Origin of the sequence: Pseudomonas sp. P8_229, from assembly GCF_034008635.1 — a bacterium.
Classification (GTDB): Bacteria; Pseudomonadota; Gammaproteobacteria; order Pseudomonadales; family Pseudomonadaceae; genus Aquipseudomonas.
Map to the genome: position 1 here is coordinate 2,112,734 of NZ_CP125378.1, position 26,624 is coordinate 2,139,357.

Sequence of the window (26,624 nt, forward strand, 5' to 3'; positions counted from 1 at the left end):
AGCTTAGAAAATCTGATTTGAGAGCCCGATCATGTCTCGTTCCGAAACCCTGTTTGCCGATGCCCAGAAACACATTCCCGGTGGTGTGAACTCGCCGGTTCGCGCGTTCAAGAGCGTGGGCGGCACGCCGCTGTTCTTCAAGCACGCCGAAGGCGCCTACGTCACTGACGAAGACGACAAGCGCTATGTGGATTACGTGGGTTCGTGGGGTCCGATGATCCTCGGCCACAGCCACCCGGACGTGCTCGACGCGGTACGCAATCAACTGCAACACGGTTTGTCGTACGGCGCGCCGACCGCGATGGAAACCGAGATGGCCGATCTGGTCTGCTCGCTGGTGCCGTCGATGGACATGGTGCGCATGGTCAGCTCCGGCACCGAAGCGACCATGAGCGCGATCCGTCTGGCCCGTGGTTACACCGGTCGTGACAGCATCATCAAGTTCGAAGGCTGCTACCACGGTCACTCCGACAGCCTGCTGGTCAAGGCCGGCTCCGGCGCACTGACCCAAGGCGTGCCGAGCTCCGCCGGTGTACCGGCCGCGTTCGCCAAGCACACCCTGACCCTGCCGTTCAACGACATCGACGCGGTTGAACAGATGCTCGCTGAAGTCGGCCAGGACGTTGCGTGCATCATCGTCGAGCCAGTGGCAGGCAACATGAACTGCGTACCGCCGGCGCCGGGCTTCCTCGAAGGCCTGCGCTCGCTCTGCGACAAGCATGGCGTGGTGCTGATTTTCGACGAAGTGATGACCGGTTTCCGTGTCGCCCTCGGCGGTGCCCAGGCCTACTACGGCGTCAATCCTGACCTGACCACTTTCGGCAAGATCATCGGCGGCGGCATGCCGGTCGGCTGCTTCGGCGGCAAGCGTGAAATCATGGAGCGCATCGCGCCGCTGGGCCCGGTGTATCAGGCCGGCACCCTGTCGGGTAACCCGCTGGCGATGGCCGCCGGTTTGACCACCCTGCGCCTGATCAGCCGCCCGGGTTTCCATGCCGAGCTGACCGACTACACCACGCGCCTGCTTGACGGCCTGCAACAACGTGCCGATGCCGCGGGCATTCCGTTCGTGACCACGCAGGCCGGCGGCATGTTCGGTCTGTACTTCAGCGGCGCCGACGACATCGTCACCTTTGAAGACGTGATGGCCAGCGACGCAGCCCTGTTCGGTCGCTTCTTCCACCTGATGCTGGAAGGCGGCGTGTACCTGGCGCCGAGCGCCTTCGAAGCCGGTTTCACCTCGATCGCCCACGGCGAAGCCGAGCTGAAAATCACTCTGGACGCTGCCGAGCGCGCCTTCGCTGCACTGAAGTAATGGCCGTGACGCTGACGTTGGCCATTGCCAGCGTCAGCATTCACCTACACTTGCGTCGTTTTTCCCACGCCTCTGCTAAAAATCTGCCAGAAAGTGGCCGATATATTCCCCGCGCAGCAGAAAAACGAGTAAAGACTTTGTAAGGTTGGCCCTGCTTATTTCATAATGCGCGCTTATTGGATCCCTCGATGGGTCCGCGTGCCCTTCAGAGGTAAGTCGATTCCCATGAACCGCACCGGCCGCACCCTTGCCTTGGGCTGCCTGTTGCTCCTTCAGCCCCTGCTCGCGCATGCACAAGCAGGCGGCAACTCGTTGTTGATCCCGGCGATGGGTCGTTGCACCCTCAACACTCAGCCGCAAGACGTCACGCAGGCACTGGCCGCCTGCCAGAAAGCGGCGGACGAAGGGGACGCGCAAGCGCAGTACGAGTTGGGTGAGTTCTACTACGACGGCAAGAATGCGCCACGCGACCTCAATCAAGCCCTGAGCTATTTCGAAAAGGCCTCGCTGCAAGGCCACGCTCAGGCGCAGTTCAAGCTCGGCACCATGTTCTTCCACGGCGAAGGCGTGCAGGCCAACAACATTCAGGCGTACATCGTGCTGAAGATGGCCGCGGTCAACGGCGCTGAAGATGCATTGGACACCGCCGACGAAGTCTCCGAAAAAATGTCCCGCGAAGATCTCGAAACCGCCACCCAGGTGCTCGGGCAAATTTTCCGTAAATACCTGATGGAACTGCAGAGCGCCGATGGGCGTACGCCGTTTTCGCCCCTACCCTGATAAGCGATAGTTCCCACGCTCTGCGTGGAAATTCATCCCGTGACGCTCCGCGTCACCGACGCAGAGCGTCGAAGGCGGCATTCCCACGCGGAGCGTGGGAACGATCAATCCAGGTTCGGTTTTACTTCTCAGGCATCGGCATCGGAAACGGCATCACATTGCCGACCGCGCCGCGGGCTTCGCTGATTTTCGGGGTGCCCAGACGTTCCACCTCGTCGATGCGCACGATCGAATGCATCGGCACAAAGCTGCGCACCACGCCTTCGAACTGCGCCTTGAGCTTCTCTTCGCTCGGATCGACCACCACTTGCGTGCGCTCGCCAAAGACGAACTCTTCCACTTCCAGAAAACCCCACAGATCACTTTGATAGATCTGCTTGGCGTACATTTCGAACACCTGGCCCTGGTTGAGGAAAATCACCTTATAGATTGGAGCTTCGCGTTTGGTCATGGCGGGGGGATAACATCGGGGATAAAAATGAGGGCGCAAACTATAGCATAGCCACTGGACGCACAGCGGTAGGAACCTGAGGGCTTGTTCCCTATAATGCGCGGTTCTTTGAATCACGTGACGACCCTACTCCATGGCCAAGAAGCTTTACATCGAAACCCACGGTTGCCAGATGAACGAGTACGACAGCTCGCGCATGGTCGATCTGCTGGGCGAACATCAGGCCCTGGAAGTCACGGCGCGCGCGGAAGATGCCGACGTGATTCTGCTCAACACCTGCTCGATCCGCGAACGCGCCCAGGATCGGGTGTACTCGCAGCTCGGCCGCTGGCGCGAACTGAAACTCGCCAACCCGGAGATGGTGATCGCCGTCGGCGGTTGCGTGGCCAGCCAGGAAGGCGCGGCGATTCGCGATCGCGCCCCGTACGTCGACGTGGTGTTCGGCCCGCAGACCCTGCACCGCCTGCCGGAAATGATCGACGCTGCGCGTATCACCAAGCTGCCGCAAGTCGACGTCTCGTTCCCGGAAATCGAAAAATTCGACCACCTGCCCGAGCCGCGCATCGATGGCCCGAGCGCGTACGTGTCGGTGATGGAAGGCTGCAGCAAGTACTGCACGTTCTGCGTGGTGCCCTACACCCGTGGCGAAGAAGTCAGCCGGCCGTTCGACGACGTGCTCGCCGAAATCATCCACCTCGCCGAAAACGGCGTGCGTGAAGTGACCCTGCTGGGGCAGAACGTCAACGGCTATCGCGGCACCACCCATGACGGTCGCCTGGCCGATCTGGCGGAGTTGATCCGCGTAGTGGCCGCCGTTGATGGCATCGACCGCATCCGCTACACCACCTCGCACCCGCTGGAGTTCTCCGACAGTCTGATTCAGGCCCATGCCGACGTGCCGGAGCTGGTGAAACACCTGCACTTGCCGGTGCAGTCGGGTTCCGACCGGATTCTGGCGGCAATGAAGCGCAACCACACGGCGCTGGAGTACAAGTCCAAGCTGCGCAAACTGCGTGCAGCGGTGCCGGGCATCTGCATCAGCTCGGACTTCATCGTCGGTTTCCCGGGCGAAACCGAGAAAGACTTCGAACAGACCATGAAGCTGATTGCCGATGTCGGTTTCGACTTTTCCTACTCGTTCGTCTACAGCCAGCGCCCGGGCACCCCGGCAGCCGATCTGGCCGATGACACTCCGGAAGAGTTGAAGAAAGAACGCCTGAACGCCTTGCAGCACCGTCTGAATCAGCAAGGGTTCGAGATCAGCCGACAAATGGTCGGTTCGATCCAGCGCATTCTGGTCACCGACTACTCGAAAAAAGACCCGGGCGAGCTGCAAGGACGTACCGAGAATAATCGTATCGTCAACTTCCGCTGCGATAATCCGACCCTGATCGGCCAGTTCGCCGACGTGCACATCGACGCGGCACAACCGCACTCGCTGCGCGGCTCGCTGGTCCAGTAACACCATTGCATTGTGGATAGGCTTTTGTGGCGAGGGGATTTATCCCCGATGGTTGGCGCAGCCGACCCAAAGCTGAAGTTACGGTGAATCTGCCATACCGAGAGCTCTGGTTTTGGGGCCGCTCCGCGGCCCATCGGGGATGAATCCCCTCGCCACAGATAACTCCACCCGCCACAGAAAGGCGTTCCAAACTCGCATCCATATTTAAGAGCTTTCGCACCCAAGCCTCTGGCGTTATCCTTGATTTCATCTTAATTGCCCCAGGGCGGCTAAATACGACCTTGAACGCACCCATAGAACCACATCGTTTTATCCTCGAGCCTTTTGAGGCTCGCCGCTTCGCCAATCTGTGCGGGCAATTCGACGAGCATTTGCGCTTGATCGAACAGCGCCTGACCATCGAGATCCGCAACCGCGGAAACCAGTTCGAACTGATCGGCGAACCCAAGCACACCACGTCTGCGGAAAACCTGCTGCGCCGCCTGTACCGGGAAACCAAAGGTACCGAGCTGTCGCCGGACCTGGTGCACCTGTTCCTCCAGGAATCGGCCGTGGTCGAGCTGGACAATCACGCCCCCGCCGAAGCTTCCGTCGCCCTGCGCACCAAGAAAGGCATGATTCGCCCACGCGGCTTGAATCAGCTGCGCTACGTGAAGGAAATCCTCGGTAACGACATCAACTTCGGCATCGGTCCGGCCGGTACCGGCAAGACCTACCTGGCCGTGGCCTGCGCGGTCGATGCACTGGAGCGCGAGCAGATCCGCCGCATCCTGCTGGTGCGTCCGGCGGTTGAAGCGGGTGAAAAACTCGGCTTCCTGCCCGGCGACTTGAGCCAGAAGATCGACCCGTACCTGCGCCCGCTGTACGACGCCCTCTACGAAATGCTCGGCTTCGAATACGTGGCCAAGCTGATCGAACGTCAGGTGATCGAAGTTGCGCCGCTGGCCTACATGCGCGGTCGTACGCTGAACAACAGCTTCATCATTCTCGACGAAAGCCAGAACACCACCGTCGAGCAAATGAAGATGTTCCTGACCCGCATCGGCTTCGGCTCCACCGCGGTCATCACCGGTGACATCACCCAGGTCGACCTGCCGCGCGGCACCAAGTCCGGCCTGCATCATGTGATCGAAGTGCTCAAGGACGTGCCGGGCATCAGCTTCACGCACTTCCAGCCCAAAGACGTCGTGCGCCACCCATTGGTGCAGCGGATCGTCGAAGCCTACGAGCGCTTCGAAAGCCGCGCCGATGCCCCCAAGGAAACCTCGCGCGATGCTTGAGCTGGATCTGCAAATCGCTACCGAAGCGAAAGCCCCGAGCGAAGCCGAGTTCCGCCAATGGTGCGAACTGGCCCTGCGCCAGCGCACTGCTGACTCGGAAATGACCATTCGCCTGGTCGACGAGGCAGAAGGCCGCGAGCTCAACCACACCTGGCGCCACAAGGACTACGCGACCAACGTCCTGTCGTTTCCTGCCGAAGTACCCGACGAGTTTCTCGACATCCCACTGCTCGGCGATCTGGTGATCTGCGTGGCCGTGGTCGCGCGCGAAGCCGCCGAACAAGGCAAGGAACTTAAAGCGCACTGGGCACATCTGGTCATTCACGGCTGCTTGCATCTGCTTGGTTACGACCATATAGATGACGACGAAGCCGAAGAAATGGAAGCACTGGAACGCGAGTTGCTTGCCGAATTGGGCTATCCCGATCCGTACGCGGACGACGAAACCGAAACATCCCCTATCGTTACAACAAAGGATTCAGAGTAATCGCTATGAGCGAAGATCGATCGAGCAACGGGCAGAAGTCATGGCTGGGCAAACTGACCCAGGCTTTTGCCCACGAGCCGAAGAACCGTCAGGAGCTGCTTGAGCTGCTGCGTGATGCACATCAGAACAAACTGCTGGACAGCGAAGCGCTGGCCATCGTCGAAGGCGCCATCCAGGTGGCTGACCTGCAAGTACGCGACATCATGGTCCCGCGCTCGCAGATGATCAGCATCAAGGCGACCCAGACCCCTCGTGAATTCCTGCCCGCCGTGCTGGACTCGGCCCACTCGCGCTATCCGGTCATCGGCGAAAGCCATGACGACGTGATGGGCGTGCTGCTGGCCAAGGATCTGCTGCCGCTGATCCTCAAGGAGAACGGCGACAGTTTCAACATCAAGGATCTGCTGCGCCCGGCCACATTCGTGCCGGAGTCCAAGCGTCTGAACGTGTTGCTGCGTGAGTTCCGCGCCAACCACAACCACATGGCCATCGTCATCGACGAGTACGGCGGCGTGGCGGGTCTGGTGACGATCGAAGACGTGCTGGAACAGATCGTCGGCGACATCGAAGACGAGCACGACGTCGAAGAAGACAGCTACATCAAGCCGCTGCCCAGCGGTGACTTCCTGATCAAGGCCCTGACGCCGATCGAGAACTTCAACGAGTTTTTCGACAGCGAATTCTCCGACGACGAGTTCGACACGGTCGGCGGCCTGGTGATGAGCGCGTTCGGGCACTTGCCAAAACGCAACGAAACCACTGAAATCGGCGCCTATCGTTTCCGCATCCTGAACGCCGACAGCCGTCGGATTCATTTGCTGCGACTGACGCCAATCGCTCGGTAATCATTAAGGATAGAAATGCGCTGGACAACCCGCCCCGGCTGGCCCGGTAACCTGCTGGCCGTGGCGGCCGGTGCAATCACCACCTTCGCCCTGGCCCCGTTCAACATCTGGCCGCTGGCCCTGCTGGCGGTCGGCCTGTTCTACGCCGGCCTGCGTGAGCTGAAACCGCGTCAGGCGCTGGGCCGTGGCTGGTGCTTCGGTTTCGGCCTGTTCGGCGCCGGTACCAGCTGGATCTACTACAGCATCCACCATTTCGGTGGTGCCTCCGTGCTGCTGGCCGGGTTCCTGATGCTGCTGTTCACCGCAGCGATCGCTTTTTTCTTCGCGCTGCCCGCGTGGCTCTGGGCACGCTGGTTACGCCGCAACGAAGCACCGCTGGCCGACGCGCTGGCGTTTGCCGCGCTGTGGGTCGGCCAGGAGGCATTTCGCGGCTGGTTCCTCACCGGTTTCCCGTGGCTCTATTCCGGATACAGCCAGCTCGACGGCCCATTGTCCGGGCTCGCGCCGGTCGGTGGCATGTGGCTGGTGTCCTTCGTATTGGCCCTGACTGCGGCACTGATCTACAACGCACCGCGCCTGCTCAGCAGCGGTCGAAAAGGTTTTATCGCGGCTGGTTTGCTGTTGCTGGTCGGGCCGTGGGTTGCCGGCATTGCCCTCAAGGGTCACGCCTGGACCAGTCCGTCCGGCGCGCCGCTGACGGTTGCCGCGATTCAGGGCAACGTCGCACAAAGCATGAAATGGGACCCGGCCGAGCTCAACGCACAACTGGCGCTGTACCGCGACCTGAGCTTTCGCTCGAAGCGGGTGGACCTGCTGATCTGGCCGGAAACCGCTGTGCCGGTCCTCAAAGAGTCTGCCGAAGGCTATCTGAGCATGATGGGCACGTTCGCCGCCGAGCGTAAATCCGCGCTGATTACCGGCGTGCCGATCCGCGAAATGGTCCGCCACGAAAAACGCTTCTTCAACGGCATTACCGTGGTCGGCGAAGGCGATGGCACCTACCTCAAGCAGAAACTGGTGCCGTTCGGCGAATACGTGCCTTTGCAGGAGCTGCTGCGTGGCTTGATTGCGTTCTTTGACTTGCCGATGTCCGACTTCGCTCGCGGTCCGGCCGACCAGCCGTTGCTGCAAGCCAAGGGTTATCAGATTGCGCCGTTCATCTGCTACGAAGTGGTGTACCCGGAATTCGCCGCGGGCCTGTCGGCGCGCAGTGATCTGCTGCTGACGATCAGCAACGACACCTGGTTCGGCACCTCGATCGGCCCGCTGCAACACCTGCAGATGGCGCAGATGCGTGCACTTGAAGCGGGCCGCTGGATGATCCGCGCCACCAACAACGGCGTGACCGGGCTGATCAACCCGTTCGGGCAGATCACCGAGCAGATTCCGCAGTTCGAGCAGGGTATTTTGTACGGTGAGGTGGTGCCGATGCACAACCTGACGCCGTACCTGCAATGGCGCTCATGGCCGCTGATCATTGTGTGTGTGCTGCTGTTTGGCTGGGCGCTGATGGCGAGCCGGATGTCGAAAACCCTTTAAAGCCCCCCGACAATGATCGTTCCCACGCTCCGCGTGGGAACGATCAATCACCGCGGTAGAACAACGAATACCCCACCTGCCCTACCGCCTCATTCAGCAACTGCCCACTCTGCCAGATCGACTTGAACTCCGGCAGCCAGCCACCAAACGGTCGCGCATTATCGGTCCCCAGAAACCCTACGGGGGCCGGCACCACTTCAAACCCAGCCTGCTGAAAACACCACACGGCGCGCGGCATATGCCAGGCCTGCGTCACCACCACGACGCGCTTGATGCCTTGGGGCAACAGGATATCGGCGCTGAGTCTGGCGTTCTCCCAGGTGGTGCGGCTTTCACCTTCCTGCCAGCGCGTTGTCACGCCGAAATCATCGCGCAGCGAATCGGCCATCAGCTTCGCCTCGGTCGGCGGCGTGCCGTAATGCAAGCCACCGCTGGTCAGGATCGGCAATCCGGAGGCCTTGGCCAGCCGCGCGGCATAGCGCTGACGCTCCAGGCCCACACCGGTCGGCTGATCCTCGCCCCAGGCCAGATCGCCGCGCTCACGCCCTGAACCCAGGACCACGATGGCATCGGCCCTTTGTGCCAGCGCCGTCCACGCATCGCGGGGCAGCGGCGGCTCACGTTCAAGCGCTTTGGCGCCCCACTGCACGACCACCGGCAGGCTCATCAGCCAGAAACCACCCAGGCCAATGGCAAAACACAGGCCGGCCAGCCGCGGCCGGGAGCGGCGCAGCCACCAGGCGACCAGCAACAGCAGCAAAAGAATGCCGGGCGGCAATAGAAGTTGTTTGATGAAGTAACGAAAAGGCATCGGGGCATCTCCAGAGATGCCCGAAGCCTAAGAGTGTTAATAAAGCGTTACAACCGATAGGTAGGATCCCTGTGAAAAAGATCCGTTTTCTGACCTGCCATGCGCTTACTTGGCCTGTACAGAACGAACCTTGACGGGGTCTCTGCCGGGCGCCTTGTCCTTGAGCCAGATGACCTTGGCCGAATGTGCTGCATCGAGTTGCTTCACTGCCTGCGACAGGTATCCATGCGATTCACGTTCACTGCGATCCAGATAGGCCTTGACCAGTTTGAACTCGGCGGGGCTCAAGCCACGCAATTCCAGTTCCAGGGGGCGCTCATCGCGCAGCCGGCCAGCGGTTTTGGCAGCGTCCAGAGCCATGCCCAGACGATCCATCAACCGTTCGTACAACTCGGGTTTCGTCACGTTTTTTTGCCGTTGCTCCACCATCCCTCACCTCATTGAAGATAAGACTCACTCCCCAATTAGAGCTTAGCTTCGCTGCACAAACCGGCTGCACGCCGCGACCAACGGCCCTCGCCACGTTTTTAACCCTCCAAACAGCTGTAATCAGGGTTTCCCTAGGCCAAGCGCGGTCATGTATGCTACGGCGCTTCCTGTAATTCCACTTCCAGCTTGTCCGGAGCATCCCCGGATGGCGCGTTGAAGAGGATTAGGCCACCCCTATCCAGTACAAAAGTAGCCATGCACGAACAATATCAGCCCCGTGAAATCGAAGCCGCCGCCCAGTCGTTCTGGGACGAGCAAAAGTCCTTTGAAGTCAGTGAACAGCCAGGCAAGGAGACCTACTATTGCCTGTCGATGTTCCCTTACCCCAGCGGCAAGCTACACATGGGGCACGTGCGCAACTACACCATCGGCGACGTGATCTCCCGCTACCAGCGCATGCAAGGCAAAAATGTTCTGCAACCAATGGGTTGGGACGCGTTCGGCATGCCGGCGGAAAACGCCGCGATGAAGAACAACGTGGCACCTGCCAAGTGGACCTACGAAAACATCGCCTACATGAAGTCCCAGCTGCGCAGCCTGGGCCTGGCGGTGGACTGGTCCCGTGAAGTGACCACCTGCAAGCCTGATTACTATCGCTGGGAACAATGGCTGTTCACTCGCCTGTTCGAAAAAGGCGTGATCTACCGTAAAAACGGCACCGTGAACTGGGACCCGATCGACCAGACCGTTCTGGCCAATGAACAGGTGATCGACGGTCGCGGCTGGCGTTCCGGCGCGCTGATCGAAAAGCGCGAAATCCCGATGTACTACTTCAAGATCACCGCTTACGCGGATGAGCTGCTGGAGAGCCTCGACGAACTGACTGGCTGGCCTGAACAGGTCAAGACCATGCAGCGCAACTGGATCGGCAAATCCCGCGGCATGGAAGTGCAGTTCCCGTACAACGTCGACTCGATCGGCGAAGAAGGCACGCTCAAGGTCTTCACCACCCGTCCGGACACCCTGATGGGCGCGACCTACGTCGCCGTGGCCGCCGAGCACCACTTGGCCTCGCTGGCCGCCAAGAACAACCCTGAGCTGCAAGCGTTCATCGCTGAATGCAAGGGCGGCAGCGTTGCCGAAGCCGACGTCGCCACTCAAGAGAAGAAAGGCCTGCCGACCGGCCTGTTCGTCGAGCACCCGCTGACCGGTGAAAAACTGCCGGTGTGGGTCGCCAACTACGTGCTGATGCATTACGGCGACGGCGCCGTGATGGCCGTGCCGGCCCACGACGAGCGCGACTTCGAGTTCGCTCACAAGTACAACCTGCCGGTCAAATCGGTGGTGCGCACCAGCTCCGGTGACACCAACCCGGCCCCGTGGCAGGACGCCTACGGCGAGCACGGCGCGCTGATCAACTCCGGCGAGTTCGACGGCCTGGACTTCACCGGCGCGTTCGACGCCATGGAAGTCGCCCTGATCAAGAAAAACCTCGGTGCCTCGCGCACCCAGTTCCGCCTGCGCGACTGGGGCATCAGCCGTCAACGCTACTGGGGCTGCCCGATCCCGATCATCCACTGCAACACTTGCGGTGACGTGCCGGTGCCGGAAGACCAGTTGCCGGTGGTGCTGCCGGAAGACGTGGTGCCGGACGGCGCCGGTTCGCCGCTGGCGCGCATGCCGGAATTCTACGAGTGCAGCTGCCCGAAATGCGGCCAGCCTGCCAAACGTGAAACCGACACCATGGACACCTTCGTCGAGTCCTCGTGGTACTACGCCCGTTACGCCTCGCCACACTTCGAAGGCGGTCTGGTGGAAAAATCCGCGGCTGACCACTGGCTGCCGGTGGATCAGTACATCGGCGGTATCGAACACGCCATCCTCCACCTGCTGTATGCGCGCTTCTTCCACAAGCTGATGCGCGACGAAGGCCTGGTAAGCTCCAACGAGCCGTTCAAGAACCTGCTGACCCAGGGCATGGTGATCGCCGAGACCTACTATCGTCGCGAAGCCAACGGTGCCTACACCTGGTTCAACCCGGCGGACGTGGAACTGGAGCGTGACAGCAAGGCCAAGGTCATCAGCGCCAAACTGAAATCCGACGGCTTGCCGGTGGAAATCGGTGGCACCGAAAAAATGGCCAAGTCGAAGAACAACGGCGTCGACCCACAGTCGATGATCGACCAGTTCGGGGCCGACACCTGCCGCCTGTTCATGATGTTCGCCTCGCCGCCTGACATGAGCGCCGAATGGTCCGACTCAGGCGTTGAAGGCTCGCACCGCTTCCTCAAGCGCGTCTGGCGTCTGGCTCAGGCCCACGTCACCCAGGGCCTGCCGGGCAAACTGGACGTCGCCGGCCTGAACGACGAGCAGAAGGCCGTTCGCCGCGCCATCCACCTGGCCATCAAGCAGGCCAGCCACGACGTCGGCCAGAACCACAAATTCAACACTGCCATCGCTCAGGTGATGACACTGATGAACGTGCTGGAGAAAGCTGCGCAAGGCACCGAACAGGATCGTGCGCTGATTCACGAAGGCCTCGAAGCCGTGACCTTGCTACTGGCGCCAATCACACCACACATCAGCCACGAGCTGTGGAACCAGTTGGGCCACGCTGACGCGGTCATCGACGCCAGCTGGCCGGCAGTGGACGAAAGTGCTCTGGTGCAGGACAGCCTGACGCTGGTTATCCAGGTCAACGGCAAGCTGCGTGGCCAGATCGAAATGCCGGCCAGCGCGACCCGCGAAGAAGTGGAAGCGGCAGCCCGCATCAACGAAAACGTGCTGCGTTTCGTCGACGGCCTGACCATTCGCAAAGTGATCGTCGTGCCAGGCAAACTGGTCAACATCGTCGCCAGCTAAATTGGATTGAGCGCCAGGTCTGCCTGGCGCTCTGTAAAACCTTTCGGGCCGCAGGGTCGGCCCACATGGTTTCAAGGGGAGCAACACAATGATCAAACGCAATCTGCTGGTGATGGGCCTCGCCGTTCTGCTGAGCGCCTGCGGTTTCCAGCTGCGTGGCACTGGCACCACCGAACTGGCGATCAAGGAACTCGACCTGAGCGCCCGCAACGCCTACGGTCCGACCGTCACTCAGCTGCGTCAGGTACTGGAGTCCAGCGGCGTCAAGGTCTACAACGGTGCGCCGTTCAAGCTGTACCTGTCTGACGAGCAGGAAAACCAGCGCATCCTCAGCTACGCCGGCGCTGGCCGTACTGGCGAGTACCAGGTCAGCACCGTGCTGAACTACGACATCGTTGGCGAACACAATCTGAACCTGCTGAGCGACAAGCTTGAAGTGCAGAAGGTGTTCATCCACGACGGCAACAACCTTGTCGGCTCCGACCAGGAAGCTAACGACGCCCGCAATGAAACCCGTCGCGAGCTGGTTCAACGCATGATTCTGCGCCTGCAACAGCTGACTCCGGGTCAACTGCAGCAATTGCAGCAAGCGGCCAACGACCGGGCCAGAGCAGAAGCCGACGCGCTGAAGGCGGCACAGAAGGCTGAAGCGGAAACCCCGCGTCAGTCGCCACTCGAACTGCCGCAGCAGTAAGACGTACGGGGCGCTCAGGCGCCCCGTTCGCCCTTTCTTATGAAGCTCGCTCCCGCTCAACTCGGCAAACACCTGCAAGGTGCGCTAGCGCCTGTCTATATCATCAGCGGCGATGACCCGCTGTTATGCCAGGAAGCCGCCGACGCCATCCGCGGTGCTGTACGCCAGCAAGGCTTCGACGAACGCCAGGTGTTCGCCGCCGACGCCAATTTCGATTGGGGCACGTTGCTACAGGCCGGCGCCAGCATGTCGTTGTTCGCCGAAAAACGCCTGCTGGAACTGCGCTTGCCTTCAGGCAAACCCGGTGACAAAGGCGCTGCCGCGCTGATCGAATACTGCTCGCGCCCCGCCGAGGACACCGTGCTGCTGATCAGCCTGCCCAAGCTCGATGGCAGTGCGCAGAAGACCAAATGGGGCAAGGCGCTGGTCGAAGGTCAGCAGACCCAGTTCATCCAGATCTGGCCGGTGGACGCCAATCAGTTGCCGAGCTGGATTCGTCAGCGTCTGTCACAGGCCGGATTATCGGCCAGTCAGGACGCGGTCGAATTGATTGCCGCACGCGTCGAAGGCAACCTGCTCGCCGCCGCGCAGGAAATCGAAAAGCTCAAGCTGATGGCTGAAGGTGGACAGATCACCGTCGAAACCGTGCAGGCCGCCGTGGCCGACAGTGCCCGATTCGACGTGTTCGGACTGACCGATGCCGTACTCAACGGCGAACCGGCCCATGCACTGCGCATGCTCGAAGGGCTACGCGGTGAAGGCGTCGAGCCACCGGTGATTCTCTGGGCGCTGGCGCGGGAGTTGCGCCTGTTAGCCAATATCTCGTTGCAGTACAGCCAGGGCACGCCGCTGGACAAGTGCTTCAGCCAGGCGAAGCCACCGGTCTGGGACAAGCGCAAACCGCTGATGAGCAAAGCCCTGCAACGCTACTCGGCGCCACGCTGGGCGCAGTTGTTGCTCGAAGCCCAGCGCATCGATGCGCAGATCAAGGGACAGGCTGCCGGTTCCCCGTGGATGAGCCTGAGTCGGTTGGCGTTGTTGATGGCCGGTCAGCGCCTGACATTACCCGCTGAGTGATGTCAGGCGCTGAGAGGCGCATTTTTGCCGCAGCAGTTCACTGCTTCACCTGATCAGCAAGGGCAAAGCTGAAGGAAGCAGCCTGCCCTGCACCTATCGTAAGTTTGACGATCGGTACGATTTTCCCCGCAGCCTTATCAAAGTATGAACTCTGGTTTTTCTTCGCCTGTGCCAAGCCATTGGCATTTGTATAAAAGAACGCTTCGATAGGCATATTCACGGCCGGCTGCCTGGCCCATACAGTCGCGACCAGTTCGTTCTCATCGTTCACTCCATTCTTTGGTATACGGGGCATAGCCGCTAGCGCTTCTCGAAACAACGCAGCAGTCTGGTAGGGCGATGAGTCACGGACATCGAAGCTGCACTGTTTCTGCTCTCTCACAGGCGTGTTTGCAATGTAATGAGCGACAAACTGATTGGCCGTCGTAATGCCCTGCTGAGAACAAGACCGGCTGATGGGTCCATGAAGACTGTGTTGCCCGCATCCTTTGTCTGCTCGCCACTCCGTGGCACCGTCGATTGGAAAGAAGCACGTGTATTGAAGCTTTATCTGGCCTGGGAGCGCATCAGAGACAGGACGGACGATGTAGCCATTATTCGAGTGACTATAAAGTGCGGGGAACCTTGCATCCGTGCGCATGTACGAAAACGCGACAAACCCTTTGCTGACACTGCTCGGACTGGGATCCCAGACGTTAAACCCATCACCGTAGGTGGTTCCCCGGATTATGATGCCCGAACATAAAAATGAAGGTGCCGTCTCACTGTTAAAGCAGTTACGCGATGTTTGTGCATAACGGGTATTCAGCGCTGCAGCCACGGCTGCACCATTATTGGCAGCCACCGACAACGTACTGAGTGGCTCATCATTTGCCGGGAGCGGAGTTGCTACCTCTTCGTGCCGAGAAGTACAGGCAAACAACAAAGAAAGTGCTAAGGCCAGAATCATTTTTTTCATGATGTTCTCCAGTATTGCTTCGTAATAAAACAATCAACTGCGTTGATTTCTCTACACAACTGCCTGTCGCGATACCTGGAAACTGCCCTCATGCCAGCCACGCATTCATATCCAAATTCAAGTGTTGCCACGCGGATTGCAGTGAGAAAGAAGAGGCGTATACTCGCTCGCTTCTCACAGGAGAGCCGCTATGGCTAAAAAACGATCCAACAAAGCCAAATCCATCATCGCCCAACCCCTGTTCCGCAGCCGCCAGGAACGACCAACCAAGGGCAAAGGCAGCTACCGCCGCGAAGCCTTCCAGTCTAATAGCTGGGAGGCTTCTTGCTTTCTGGCTGCCTGAAAATGGGCAACAGCAGCTTTTTCATCTCGATACCCTCGGTGGGTGTCAGCCGAAGCAATCAGCCACGAGATGCGAGTGAACCTCCGATAATGGTCCCTCGACAACTGTCAGATATGACAGTTGAACAGCATGCAAGGAAAGGAATAAGGTGACCCGCATACGGGTCTATCGCTGATCAAATACCCGTACCGAATCCCGATTTTCAGGGCCGGCATGTTAAGGTCTGTACCTGAATAGTATTCCCTGGAACTGTGCATGCCCTTTAGTCTTTCCCGTCGTTGGCCCGTTCGCCAACTGATCGCTGCCTCCAGCTTCATTCTGCTTGTCGCCTGTGCGGAAAAACCGACCGCCGCCGATGCGCAACCGTTACAGAGCGTCCCCGCAGTCACGGCCCCAGCGATCATCCCGCCGGTAGTGCCGTCCGGTGACAATCTTGATATCCAGCCGACCCAGACCTTTGCCGAGTGGCAGGCAGGTTTCCGCAAGGACGCCCTGGCCGCCGGGATTCGTGCAGATGTGTTCGACCGTGCCTTCGCCAATGTCAGCTTCGACGACAGCGTGATTCGCGCCGACCGCAGCCAGCCGGAATTCTCTCGTCCGGTGTGGGAATACCTCGACGGCGCCCTGTCGCCGCTGCGCGTGCGCAAGGGCCAGGCGCTGATCAGTCAGTACGCCGACATCCTGCAAAGCATCGAGCAGCGTTATGGTGTGGACCGCCAGGCACTGGTGTCGGTGTGGGGCATGGAAAGCAATTTCGGCCAGTTCCAGGGCACCAAGTCAGTGATCAACTCGCTGGCGACGCTGGCCTACGAAGGCCGTCGCCCGGGCTTTGCCCACGCGCAATTGATCGCGGCGCTGCAGATCCTGCAACAGGGTGATATCACCCCAGAGAAGATGTTGGGCTCGTGGGCCGGTGCGATGGGCCAGACCCAATTCATTCCGACCACCTACAACACCCACGCCGTGGATTTCGACGGTGACGGTCGCCGCGACATCTGGGGCAGCCCGGCGGATGCCCTGGCTTCCACCGCGCATTACCTGCAAAGCTCCGGCTGGCAGCGTGGTCAGCCGTGGGGCTTTGAAGTCCAACTGCCGAGCGGCTTCAACTACACCCTGGCCGATGGCGCGATGCGCAAGACCGTAGCCGAATGGCGCCAACTGGGGGTGATCCTGCCCAATGGCAATCAGGCCCCGGCCGGTTCGGAACAGCTGTCCGCAGCCCTGCTGCTGCCGGCCGGTTATCGTGGCCCGGCGTTCCTGATCCTCGACAACTTCCGGGCGATCCTCAAGTACAACAACTCCTCGTCCTATGCACTGGCGGTGAGCTTGTTGTCGGAGCGGTTCAATGGCGGCGGCTTGATCGATGGCAACTGGCCGAAAGATGACCTGCCGCTGAGCCGTACCGAGCGTATCGAGTTGCAGTCGCTGCTCAGCGCCCGCAATTACGATGCGGGTACGGCGGACGGGATTATCGGCGCGAATACGCGCAAGGCGATTCGCAGTGCACAGCAGTCGCTTGGCTGGCCGGCGGACGGGTATCCGACGCATAAGTTGCTGGAAAGCCTGCGGACCCAATAATGGGCAGGCTGTATGGCTGATGACGCCTTCGCGAGCAAGCCCGCTCCCACAGTTGACCGAGTTCCAGCATAAGAACAGGGTCGAATGTGGGAGGGGGCTTGCTCCCGAAGACTGACTATCAGGCAATAAACCTTTAAGCCTTGATCACCACATCCTGCTCCAGCATCAATTCCTGCTTCCCGGCATCCAGCCGCACCAGCGCCCCCAGCGGTAGCGTCAGGTTCGGATCACAGTGCCCGCTACGCCATCCCGACAACACCGGAATCCGCAACGGTTCGAAAGTCTGTTTGAGCAAGCGGTTCAATGCCACGACATCCACGCCTGCCATGTCCCCCACCAACACGCCACGCAATTTGGCCAACTTGCCAGCCAGACGCATCTGCGTCAGCAAGCGGTCAATGCGATACAGCGGCTCGTTGATGTCCTCGATGAGCAAAATCACCCCTTCAACATCAATTTCATAAGGCGTGCCCAAGGTAGCGGCGATCATCGCCAGATTACCGCCGAGCAAGCGCCCGTGGGCGATACCGGGCTCGACCGTGGTCAACGGATAAGCCACTGGATGGCTCAGCACACTCCCCGCTTTCAATTGCCCGCGCAGCATGGCGAAGAATGAGCTGACGGTCGGCGGCTCCTTGTCGCCCAGCAGGTCGGCGTTGAGCAGCGGCCCGTGAAAGGTCACGAATCCGGCATAACGACTGATAGCCAGGTGCAGCGCGGTGATATCGCTGTAGCCAACGAATGGCTTGGCGTTGCGGCTCAGCAGGTCGTAGTCGATCCGGTCGAGCAAGCGCGGCGTGCCGTAGCCGCCACGCAGGCAAATGATGGCGTCGACTTCAGGATCAGCGAACGCCGCGTGCAGATCGCGCAGTCGAACTTCGTCACTGCCGGCCAGGTAGCCGTCCTTCTCGTAGACACCGGGAAACACCTTCAGCCCATAACCACGGGCGCGCATCCATCGCATCGCCTCATCGGTGTCCAGAGCGCCGGGGCCGGCAGGCGCGATGACGCCAATCAGCCCTTCCGAGCGCAACGCGGGCACCGCTCTGTGCGGACAAAGTGTGTGGGTCGGTCGAACAGTCATCCTTGGATCTCCGTGCGTAAAATCTTGCTCACACAGTAGTCAGGAACGGCGACAAACAGAAGAGGCTACATGCCCCCGCTGGTTGCGGGAAAAATAAGCACCTGCCGTAGGACAGGCAAAAAAATGCCCGCCAGACATTGAAATCTCGGCGGGCATTCTTTCATTCAGCGCGGGATCAGGAACCCAGCAGCTCGGCTTTGACCAGTTTCGCTTGCTCGTCGGCGTGGTACGACGAACGTACCAGCGGGCCGGAAGCGACGTTCTTGAAGCCCATCTTGTAACCTTCCTCGGCGAACCAGGCGAAGGTGTCCGGGTGTACGAAACGCTGCACCGGCAAGTGGCTGCGGGACGGTTGCAGGTACTGGCCGAGGGTCAGCATGTCGATGTCGTGCTCGCGCATGCGCTTCATGACTTCGATGACTTCCTCGTCAGTCTCGCCCAGGCCCAGCATCAGGCCGGATTTGGTCGGAATGTGCGGCATCATCTGCTTGAAGCGTTGCAGCAGGGTCAGCGACCACTGGTAGTCCGAACCCGGACGCGCAGCCTTGTACAGGCGTGGCACGGTTTCCAGGTTGTGGTTGAACACATCCGGCGGCTCGGCGGCGGTGATTTCCAGGGCGATGTCCATGCGGCCACGGTAGTCCGGGACCAGGGTTTCCAACTGCACGTTCGGCGACAGCTTGCGGATTTCGCGGATGCAGTCGGCAAAGTGCTGGGCACCGCCGTCGCGCAGGTCATCGCGGTCAACCGAGGTGATCACCACGTACTTGAGCTTCAGGTCGGCGATGGCGATCGCCAGACTTTCCGGCTCGTTGACGTCCAGTGGCTTCGGACGGCCGTGGCCGACGTCGCAGAACGGGCAGCGACGGGTACAGATGTCGCCCATGATCATGAAGGTCGCGGTGCCACCGGAGAAGCACTCACCCAGGTTCGGGCAGGACGCTTCTTCGCAGACGCTGTGCAGTTTGTGCTTGCGCAGCAGGCTCTTGATCCGGTCGACTTCCGGTGAAACCGGGATGCGTACGCGAATCCAGTCAGGCTTCTTCGGCAGTTCGGTGGTCGGAATGATCTTTACCGGGATGCGTGCAACCTTCTCGGCGCCGCGCAGCTTGACGCCGGCTTCAACCTTGGGACGCGGGGCCGGGCGCTCGGTCACGTCGAGCGTCGGGATCATGGTTTGCACTGCATCAGTAGTCATATCAGTCGATTCCGCCCGTCAGGGTCGTCTGCTCAGCATAGTCGAGGTGTTTGACGAGCTGCGCACGCAGCCGGGCACTTACCTCGGCAAATTCAATCGATCCTGCGTGATCGCTCAGCTGGGTCATCGCCAGCCCGGCATAGCCGCAGGGATTAATTCGTCGAAACGGTTCCAGGTTCATATCCACGTTCAGGGCCAGGCCATGAAAGGAACAACCGTGGCGAATCCGCAAACCCAGAGAAGCGATTTTCGCTCCATCGACGTAGACGCCGGGAGCATCTGGTTTGGCTGCAGCGGTCACGCCGTAGCTGGCCAAAAGTTCGATCAGGCACTGTTCCATGCGCGTGACCAGATCTCGTACGCCGAAACCCAGCTTGCGTACGTCCAGCAACAGATAGGCCACCAGTTGGCCGGGGCCATGATAGGTCACCTGCCCGCCGCGATCGACCTGTACCACCGGGATATCACCCGGCAGCAGCAGGTGTTCGGCCTTGCCGGCCTGGCCCTGGGTGAACACCGCAGGGTGCTCGACCAGCCAGATTTCGTCGGCGGCATTGCTGCCGCGTTCGTTGGTGAAGCGTTGCATGGCATGCCAGACCGGCTCGTAAGCCATCTGGCCAAGTTCGCGAAAGCCCAGCGTGCCCGGCATCACAACACCATGTGTACGAAACCGGTCGCCCGCAGTTCGCTGTTGATGTTGTACAGCTGATCCTGGTCGGTCGCGACGATGTGCAACTGGATAGTCGTGTACTTGCCGTTGGTGCTTTGGCGCTCGTCGACACGCTCATCGTTGATGGTCGCGAATTTCTTCACGATCTCGATGATCTTGTCCTTGTGACCCACACCCGTATCGCTGATTACCTTAACCGGATAATCAACCTGAGGAAATTCGATCTTTGGCGCCTTTACTTCGGTATCGGTCATGGCGTAACGGCCTCGTAAGCGTAAGCCGTGGTAACGCACATGGCCCCGAACCGGACAGGAACGGGGCCATGCAGGTCAACACTCAATCAGTTGAACAAGCCGTAGAAGAATAGACGGATGCTATCCCACATGCGGCGGAAGATACCACCCTCCTCGACAGCGTCCAGAGCGATCAGGTCGGCGCTGTGCACCACTTTGTCGTCCAGTTTCACTTCGACTTTACCGATCACGTCGCCCTTGGCGATTGGCGCGGTCAGTTGCGGGTTCATGGTCATGCTGGCAGCGAGCTTTTTCAGCTGGCCTTTTGGCAGAGTCATGGTCAGGTCTTCAGCCAGGCCGGCCTTGACTTGACTGGTGGTGCCTTTCCATACCGGGGCCTGAGCCAGTTCGGTGCCCTTCTGATAGAAGGTCTGGGTTTCGAAGAAGCGGAAGCCGTAGGTCAGCAGCTTCTGGGTTTCGGAGGCGCGAGCCACTTCGCTGTTGGTGCCGAACACCACGGCGATCAGACGCTGGCCGTCACGGACAGCCGAGGACACCATGCAGTAGCCGGCTTCATCGGTGTGACCGGTTTTCAGACCGTCAACGGTCTTGTCGCGCCACAGCAGCAGGTTGCGGTTAGGCTGCTTGATGCCGTTCCAGAAGAACTCTTTCTGCGAGTAGATCGCATAGTGAGCCGGGTCTTCGTGGATGATCGCACGCGCCAGGATCGCCATGTCATGAGCCGACGAGTAGTGCTCAGGGTTTGGCAGACCGGTCGGGTTCATGAAGTGGGAATTGGTCATGCCCAGATCAGCCACGGTCTTGTTCATCAGGTCGGCGAACGCGTCTTCGCTGCCGGCGATGTGCTCGGACAGCGCAACGCTGGCGTCGTTGCCGGACTGAATGATGATGCCGTGCAGCAAGTCGCTGACAGTTACCTGCGAGCCGACTTTGATGAACATCCGCGAACCGCCGGTGCGCCAGGCGTTTTCGCTGACGGTCACCGGGTCATTCTCACCGATCTGGCCGCGACGGATTTCCAGCGTAGCGATGTACGCGGTCATCAGTTTGGTCAGGCTGGCTGGCGGCAGACGCTGATCACCGTTGTTCTCCACCAGCACGTTGCCGCTGCTGGCGTCCATGAGCACGTAGGCTTTGGCAGCCAGTTGAGGTGGCGACGGCATCATCTCGGCCGCGAAGGCGGCTGGCGAGAGGAGCAGCGGGACTAGCAGACACAGGCGTTTGGCAAAGGTGGTGATGTTCATCCGTCTCTCGAAATCGCTAATGGAAACTTGCCCAAGGGCAAAACTATTCAGACAGCCTTCTAACGGGCCATCGCGTGTTCAGTTGCTCACTCAAGTCACCCTTGCCGGGCTTTTGTTCTTCGACGAGCCAACAACCTGGTCCACCCCCCAAAACCGCAAGTGAACCGTCAATCAAGTGCTACGTTTCTTACTCTGTGACCACGCTCGGCGAGCCGAGGTTGGCCAGGCGCACGCTGTTCTGCACCTGGGCGATTTCACCCGGCGAACCGATCGGCCCCAGGCGTACCCGGTGCAGGGTCTGCTGATTACGCACGATCGAGCTGATGAACACCGGAGCGCTCACCATCCCGCTGAGCTTCGACCTCAGGAGTTCTGCAGCGTCCGGGTTGGCGAACGCGCCCACCTGCAGATACTGGCCAGACGCTGGTGCAGAAGCGTTTTTTTTTGCACTGATCGGTACGGGAACCGTGTCCGAGGCGTGCTGCTGCGGTGGCGGAGTCCATTGCTCGACAGTGCCGGCCGACGCCGTGATCACCGGGGCGCTATTCTGCGCGACTTGCGGCTCGTTGAGCATCAAGGGCGCCGGACGGCCCTTCGCGGCCCACCATTGCTGCGGATCGATACCTTCGACCTTGACCCGCGCGGTGCCGATTTCGGCATAACCGAGTTTCTTGGCAGCGGCGTAAGACAGGTCGATGATCCGGTCCGAGTAGAACGGCCCGCGATCATTGACCCGCAGGATCACGCTCTTGTTGTTGTCCAGGTTGGTCACCCGGACGTAACTTGGCAGTGGCAGAGTCTTGTGAGCGGCACTCATGCCGTACAGGTCATACACCTCGCCATTGGCGGTGTTCTGGCCATGAAACTTGGTGCCGTACCAGGACGCCGTGCCCGAAGCGACGTAAGTCTTGGATTCCTGCAACGGGAAATAGGTCTTGCCCAGCACGGTGTACGGGTTGGCCTTGTACGGGCCGGTGTGCAGGGTCGGCGTGGCATCGGGGATTCGTGAAACATCCACATCCCACCACGGCGCGCCATCTTTATGCGCGCGGTTGATGTCCAGCCCCGGCTGCGCACGCACCGCGGTAGAGGATGTTTTCTGACTTGGCGCGCGACTGGTCGAACAACTGGCGACCAGCACCGCCAACGCAGCGAAAGCCACCAGCTTCAGGGGTTTATTGATAGGCAATGCCCGCATTACTTGACGCCCCGTGCTTTTACCAGCTCTTCAGACAGTTGATATACGGCCATGGCGTACATCACGCTGCGGTTATAACGCGTGATCGCGTAGAAATTCTTCAGGCCCATCCAGTATTCAGGGCCGCTGTCGCCTTCGAGGCGAAATGCAGTAACCGGCATATCATCGCGCAGCGCATCATGACTTGACCAGCCCAGCGCCCGCAACTCTCCAACCGTCTTTTTCGGCTCGATCCCGGTGGTCAGGCCCTCATCGACCTGCTCGCCACGCACATCCGCGCGGCTGACCACCGGTTCGCCGGCTACCCAGCCGTGACGCTTGAAGTAGCTGGCAACGCTGCCGATCGCATCATCCGGATTGGTCCAGATGTTGATGTGGCCGTCACCGTCGAAGTCCACCGCATAGGCGCGAAAGCTGCTCGGCATGAACTGCGGCAAGCCCATTGCCCCGGCGTACGAGCCTTTGAGGGTCAACGGATCGACCTGTTCTTCGCGGGCCAGCAGCAGGAATTCACGCAGTTCCTTGCGGAAAAATTCGGCACGGGGAGGATAGTCGAAACCGAGCGTGGACAAGGCATCGATCACCCGATAATTACCGGTATTACGTCCGAAAAAGGTCTCGACGCCGATGATCGACACGATGACTTGTGCCGGCACGCCGTATTCCTGCTCGGCACGGGTGAGTACGGCCTCGTGCTGACGCCAGAAGTCCACACCGCGGGCAATGCGTGCGTCGGTCAGGAACATCGGGCGATATTCTTTCCACTGCTTGACCCGCTCGGCAGGTTTGGAGATAGCGTCGAGAATCGCCTGCTTGCGCTGGGCCTCGCGGAACACCGCCATCAGTTGCTCACCGGCAAAACCGTAGTCGCGGGTCATTTCACCGACGAATTCGGCCACCTGCGGCGAGCCTTCGTAATCGCCGGCCAGCGCTTCCTGCGCGCTGCCAAGGATGCCGACCAGGCCGACCCACGGCGCGTAACGAGTCGCCCAGCTGCGCATGACTTGCATTGAACTCTTCACCTTATTCAAACCTGTGCGATCCACTTGCGATGGGTATGGATCGACATCAAAACCCCAAACGCTGACAGCAGTGTCACCAGCGAAGTTCCTCCGTAGCTAATGAAGGGCAACGGCACCCCCACCACCGGCAACAGGCCACTGACCATACCGATGTTGACGAAAACGTAAACAAAAAACGTCATGGTCAACGCACCGGCGAGCAATTTGCCGAACAGCGTCTGCGCCTGGGCGGTAATCACCAGGCCACGACCGATCAACAGCAAATAGATCAGCAGCAGTGCGCAGATGCCCACCAGACCGAACTCTTCGCCCAATACAGCGATGATGAAGTCGGTGTGGCTTTCCGGCAAAAAGTCCAGGTGCGACTGGGTGCCCAGCAGCCAGCCCTTGCCGAACACACCGCCGGAACCGATGGCGGCTTTCGACTGAATGATGTTCCAGCCAGTGCCCAATGGATCGCTTTCCGGGTCGAGAAAGGTCAGGATCCGTTGCTTCTGGTAGTCGTGCATGATGAAGAACCACATGGCGATCGCCACGGGTACCGCAGCGGCCAGCACGCTGAGGATCCAGCGCCAGCGCAGTCCGCCCATGAACAGCACGAACGCGCCGCCGGCCAGAATCAGCAGCGACGTACCGAGGTCGGGCTGACGCACGATGAGAATGAACGGCACGCCGATCAGCATCAGGCTGATACCAACGTGCTTGAGCTGCGGCGGCAGCGTGCGCTTGGACAGATACCAGGCAATCGTCGCCGGCATCAGGATCTTCATGAACTCCGAGGGCTGAAAGCGGATCACCCCGGGGATGTTGATCCAGCGCGTGGCGCCCATGGCGTTGTGGCCCATGATGTCCACCACCATCAGCAACACCACGCCGACCACGTAACCGAGCGGCACCCAGCGGGCCATGAAACGCGGCTCGAACTGGGCGATGACGATCATCGACACCAGGCCGATGCCGAACGAAGTGGCTTGTTTGCCCAGCAGGTCCCAGCTCTTGCCGCTGGCCGAATACAGGACGAACAGACTGCCTGCGGCGAGGATCAGCAGCAGGATCAACAAAGGACCATCGATATGCAGACGTTGCAGCAGCGTCGCACGGCGACGCATCACATCCTCGCTGGAGAGCATGCGATCGAAATTATTCTTCACGGGCCGTAGCCTCCGCACTGATAGGACCGGCGTATTCAGCCTTCAACCGACCATCCTGGTCCAGAAGCCAGGCATCCATGACCTGACGCACGACTGGCGCGGCCACACCGGAGCCGGACTCACCGTTCTCGACCATCACCGAAACAACAATTTTCGGGTTGTCGGCCGGGGCAAAACCGACGAACAAGGCGTGGTCGCGGTGGCGTTCCTGAACCTTGGAGCGGTCGTATTTCTCACCCTGTTTGATCGCCACCACCTGGGCCGTACCCGACTTGCCGGCGATCCGGTATTGCGCACCGATCGCCGCCTTGCGCGCGGTACCCCGGGCGCCGTGCATCACCTGCTGCATGCCGTGGTTGACCTTGGTCCAGTCCGACGGATCGCGCAGGACGATGTCCGGCATCGGGTTCTCGTCCAGCGGCTTGGCGCCTTCGATGGTCTTGGCCAGGTGCGGGCGGTTCCAGATGCCTTTGTTGGCCACCAGAGCCGTGGCCTGCGCCAGTTGCAGCGGCGTGGACTGCATGTAGCCCTGGCCGATCCCCAGAATCAGGGTTTCGCCCGGGAACCACGCCTGCTTGCGGGTCGCGCGTTTCCACTCGCGGGACGGCATCAGGCCGGGAGATTCTTCGAACATGTCCAGCGAGACCTTCTGGCCGATGCCGAACTTGTTCATATAGGCCGACAGCCGATCGATGCCCAGCTTGTGTGCCAGGTCATAGAAATAGGTGTCGTTGGAACGCATGATCGCCGTGTCGAGGTCGACGAAGCCGTCACCCGTGCGGTTCCAGTTGCGGTATTTGTGATCGTAGTTGGGCAGCATGTAGTAACCGGGGTCGAACACCCGGCTCGACGCTGTCACCACGCCCGAATCGAGACCGGCAATCGCCACCGCCGGCTTGATCGTCGAGCCCGGCGGGTACAGACCACGCAGCACCCGGTTGAACAGCGGCCGGTCGATGGAGTCGCGCAACTCGGCGTACGCCTTGAAGCTGATACCAGTGACGAACAGGTTCGGGTCGAAGCTTGGCTGGCTGACCATCGCCAGCACTTCGCCAGTCTTCGGATCGAGCGCCACCACCGCGCCGCGACGCCCGCCCAGTGCGGCTTCGGCCGCTTCCTGCAACTTGATATCCAGACTCAGGACGATGTCCTTGCCGGGAATCGGATCGGTACGCTTGAGTACGCGCAATACGCGGCCCCGGGCGTTGGTCTCGACTTCCTCGTAACCCACCTGCCCGTGCAGTTCCGGCTCGTAGAAACGCTCGATGCCAGTCTTGCCGATGTGATGGGTGCCGCTGTAGTTGACCGGGTCGAGGGTCTTGAGCTCTTTCTCGTTGATCCGCCCCATGTAACCCACCGAATGCGCAAAATGCGCACCCTGCGGGTAGTGGCGGACCAGTTGCGCGACCACTTCCACCCCTGGCAGGCGGAACTGGTTCACCGCAATCCGGGCGATCTGCTCTTCGGTCAGCTCGAACAGGATCGGCACCGGCTCGAACGGCCGGCGCCCCTGACGCATGCGTTTCTCGAAGATCACCCGGTCCTCGGGTGTCAGTTGCAGCACTTCGACGATCGCATCGAGCACCTGCTGCCAGTCGCCGGAGCGCTCGCGGGTCATGCTCAGGCTGAAGCTGGGGCGGTTGTCCGCCACCACCACGCCGTTGCGGTCGAAGATCAGCCCGCGGGTCGGCGGAATCGGCTGCACATGGACGCGGTTGTTTTCCGAGAGCGTCGAGTGGTACTCGTACTGGATCACCTGCAAGTAGTACAGCCGTGCAATCAGTACGCAGATCAACAGCATGACCGCAATGGCCCCGAACACGACGCGGCTACGCACCAGGCGGGCGTCCTTTTCGTGGTCCTTGATGCGGATCGGCTGAGACATGAGGGCA

The 26,624-nt window shown here is 60.4% G+C and carries 25 protein-coding genes; 12 read left to right on the top strand and 13 right to left on the bottom strand.

Going from position 1 to position 26,624, the window contains the following annotated elements; translation table 11 throughout:
- Positions 1–31 precede the first annotated feature (31 nt).
- On the top strand, positions 32–1,315 hold the full coding sequence (gene hemL, locus QMK55_RS09535; RefSeq protein WP_320329096.1) for a glutamate-1-semialdehyde 2,1-aminomutase: 1,284 nt from the start codon (positions 32–34) through the stop codon (positions 1,313–1,315).
- A 225-nt stretch (positions 1,316–1,540) separates the two neighbouring features.
- Positions 1,541–2,095, top strand: coding sequence for a tetratricopeptide repeat protein (locus tag QMK55_RS09540; RefSeq protein ID WP_003228518.1), 555 nt, complete (start codon positions 1,541–1,543; stop codon positions 2,093–2,095).
- A 121-nt stretch (positions 2,096–2,216) separates the two neighbouring features.
- Here the strand turns inward: QMK55_RS09540 and QMK55_RS09545 are convergent, their stop codons facing one another.
- A complete protein-coding gene (locus QMK55_RS09545) occupies positions 2,217–2,546 on the bottom strand; it encodes a DUF1820 family protein (protein WP_003185742.1) in 330 nt (109 codons plus the stop codon).
- A 133-nt stretch (positions 2,547–2,679) separates the two neighbouring features.
- On the opposite strand from QMK55_RS09545, the gene miaB reads away from it, so the two are divergent.
- The 5 genes from miaB to lnt all read left to right on the top strand — a co-directional run bounded on the left by miaB (position 2,680) and on the right by lnt (position 8,159).
- Positions 2,680–4,008, top strand: coding sequence for a tRNA (N6-isopentenyl adenosine(37)-C2)-methylthiotransferase MiaB (miaB, locus tag QMK55_RS09550; protein WP_102354527.1), 1,329 nt, complete (start codon positions 2,680–2,682; stop codon positions 4,006–4,008).
- Positions 4,009–4,289: 281 nt separating this feature from the next.
- Positions 4,290–5,288: a PhoH family protein gene (locus QMK55_RS09555; protein WP_102354528.1), complete on the top strand. Its 999-nt coding sequence runs from the start codon at positions 4,290–4,292 to the stop codon at positions 5,286–5,288.
- Positions 5,281–5,775, top strand: coding sequence for an rRNA maturation RNase YbeY (gene ybeY / locus QMK55_RS09560; protein WP_102354529.1), 495 nt, complete (start codon positions 5,281–5,283; stop codon positions 5,773–5,775). Before QMK55_RS09555 ends, ybeY begins: the two co-directional genes overlap by 8 nt.
- Positions 5,776–5,780: 5 nt before the next feature.
- On the top strand, positions 5,781–6,620 hold the full coding sequence (locus QMK55_RS09565; protein WP_102354530.1) for an HlyC/CorC family transporter: 840 nt from the start codon (positions 5,781–5,783) through the stop codon (positions 6,618–6,620).
- A 15-nt stretch (positions 6,621–6,635) separates the two neighbouring features.
- Positions 6,636–8,159, top strand: coding sequence for an apolipoprotein N-acyltransferase (gene lnt / locus QMK55_RS09570; RefSeq protein WP_102354531.1), 1,524 nt, complete (start codon positions 6,636–6,638; stop codon positions 8,157–8,159).
- A 43-nt stretch (positions 8,160–8,202) separates the two neighbouring features.
- Here lnt and QMK55_RS09575 read toward each other — a convergent pair whose 3' ends face one another.
- Both QMK55_RS09575 and QMK55_RS09580 read right to left on the bottom strand, forming a co-directional pair.
- A complete protein-coding gene (locus QMK55_RS09575) occupies positions 8,203–8,970 on the bottom strand; it encodes a YdcF family protein (protein WP_102354532.1) in 768 nt (255 codons plus the stop codon).
- A 105-nt stretch (positions 8,971–9,075) separates the two neighbouring features.
- Positions 9,076–9,399: a hypothetical protein gene (locus QMK55_RS09580; RefSeq protein ID WP_102354533.1), complete on the bottom strand. Its 324-nt coding sequence runs from the start codon at positions 9,397–9,399 to the stop codon at positions 9,076–9,078.
- 255 nt (positions 9,400–9,654) lie between these two features.
- Here QMK55_RS09580 and leuS point away from each other — a divergent pair, with 255 nt between their 5' ends.
- The 3 genes from leuS (at position 9,655) to holA (ending at position 14,032) form a co-directional block, all read left to right on the top strand.
- Positions 9,655–12,261, top strand: a complete 2,607-nt coding sequence (leuS, locus tag QMK55_RS09585; RefSeq protein WP_320329097.1) for a leucine--tRNA ligase — start codon at positions 9,655–9,657, stop codon at positions 12,259–12,261.
- An 88-nt stretch (positions 12,262–12,349) separates the two neighbouring features.
- Positions 12,350–12,955: an LPS assembly lipoprotein LptE gene (gene lptE, locus QMK55_RS09590; protein ID WP_102354535.1), complete on the top strand. Its 606-nt coding sequence runs from the start codon at positions 12,350–12,352 to the stop codon at positions 12,953–12,955.
- Positions 12,956–12,994: 39 nt separating this feature from the next.
- Entirely contained in the window at positions 12,995–14,032 is a 1,038-nt protein-coding gene (gene holA, locus QMK55_RS09595; RefSeq protein WP_320329098.1) for a DNA polymerase III subunit delta, read from the top strand.
- A gap of 37 nt (positions 14,033–14,069) precedes the next feature.
- Here the strand turns inward: holA and QMK55_RS09600 are convergent, their stop codons facing one another.
- Complete coding sequence (locus QMK55_RS09600) at positions 14,070–14,990, bottom strand: hypothetical protein (RefSeq protein ID WP_320329099.1); 921 nt, start codon at positions 14,988–14,990, stop codon at positions 14,070–14,072.
- 190 nt (positions 14,991–15,180) lie between these two features.
- Between QMK55_RS09600 and arfA the strand changes: the two genes are divergently transcribed.
- Positions 15,181–15,333: an alternative ribosome rescue factor ArfA gene (gene arfA, locus QMK55_RS09605; RefSeq protein ID WP_320329100.1), complete on the top strand. Its 153-nt coding sequence runs from the start codon at positions 15,181–15,183 to the stop codon at positions 15,331–15,333.
- 255 nt (positions 15,334–15,588) lie between these two features.
- A complete protein-coding gene (locus QMK55_RS09610; protein ID WP_102354539.1) occupies positions 15,589–16,911 on the top strand; it encodes a lytic murein transglycosylase in 1,323 nt (440 codons plus the stop codon).
- Positions 16,912–17,044: 133 nt separating this feature from the next.
- Here QMK55_RS09610 and QMK55_RS09615 read toward each other — a convergent pair whose 3' ends face one another.
- The 9 genes from QMK55_RS09615 to mrdA form a co-directional block, all read right to left on the bottom strand.
- Positions 17,045–17,995 (bottom strand): S66 peptidase family protein, encoded by a 951-nt coding sequence (locus QMK55_RS09615; RefSeq protein ID WP_102354540.1) that lies wholly within the window; start codon positions 17,993–17,995, stop codon positions 17,045–17,047.
- A 175-nt stretch (positions 17,996–18,170) separates the two neighbouring features.
- Positions 18,171–19,169, bottom strand: coding sequence for a lipoyl synthase (gene lipA / locus QMK55_RS09620; protein WP_160768663.1), 999 nt, complete (start codon positions 19,167–19,169; stop codon positions 18,171–18,173).
- Between the two features lie 25 nt (positions 19,170–19,194).
- Positions 19,195–19,842: a lipoyl(octanoyl) transferase LipB gene (gene lipB, locus QMK55_RS09625; protein ID WP_102354541.1), complete on the bottom strand. Its 648-nt coding sequence runs from the start codon at positions 19,840–19,842 to the stop codon at positions 19,195–19,197.
- Entirely contained in the window at positions 19,842–20,117 is a 276-nt protein-coding gene (locus QMK55_RS09630; RefSeq protein WP_025108694.1) for a DUF493 domain-containing protein, read from the bottom strand. The genes lipB and QMK55_RS09630 overlap by 1 nt, the downstream gene beginning before the upstream one ends.
- A gap of 86 nt (positions 20,118–20,203) precedes the next feature.
- Positions 20,204–21,361, bottom strand: coding sequence for a D-alanyl-D-alanine carboxypeptidase family protein (locus QMK55_RS09635; protein WP_102354542.1), 1,158 nt, complete (start codon positions 21,359–21,361; stop codon positions 20,204–20,206).
- 187 nt (positions 21,362–21,548) lie between these two features.
- Positions 21,549–22,559 carry a septal ring lytic transglycosylase RlpA family protein gene (locus tag QMK55_RS09640; protein ID WP_025108692.1) on the bottom strand — a complete coding sequence of 337 codons (1,011 nt, stop codon included), beginning with the start codon at positions 22,557–22,559 and terminating at the stop codon, positions 21,549–21,551.
- The gene (mltB, locus tag QMK55_RS09645; protein WP_320329101.1) at positions 22,559–23,569 is read right to left on the bottom strand and encodes a lytic murein transglycosylase B; all 1,011 of its coding nucleotides are present in this window, start codon (positions 23,567–23,569) and stop codon (positions 22,559–22,561) included. Before mltB ends, QMK55_RS09640 begins: the two co-directional genes overlap by 1 nt.
- A 17-nt stretch (positions 23,570–23,586) precedes the next feature.
- Entirely contained in the window at positions 23,587–24,690 is a 1,104-nt protein-coding gene (gene rodA, locus QMK55_RS09650; RefSeq protein WP_047296919.1) for a rod shape-determining protein RodA, read from the bottom strand.
- A 31-nt stretch (positions 24,691–24,721) separates the two neighbouring features.
- Positions 24,722–26,617: a penicillin-binding protein 2 gene (mrdA, locus tag QMK55_RS09655; RefSeq protein WP_102354545.1), complete on the bottom strand. Its 1,896-nt coding sequence runs from the start codon at positions 26,615–26,617 to the stop codon at positions 24,722–24,724.
- Between the last annotated feature and the right edge of the window lie 7 nt (positions 26,618–26,624).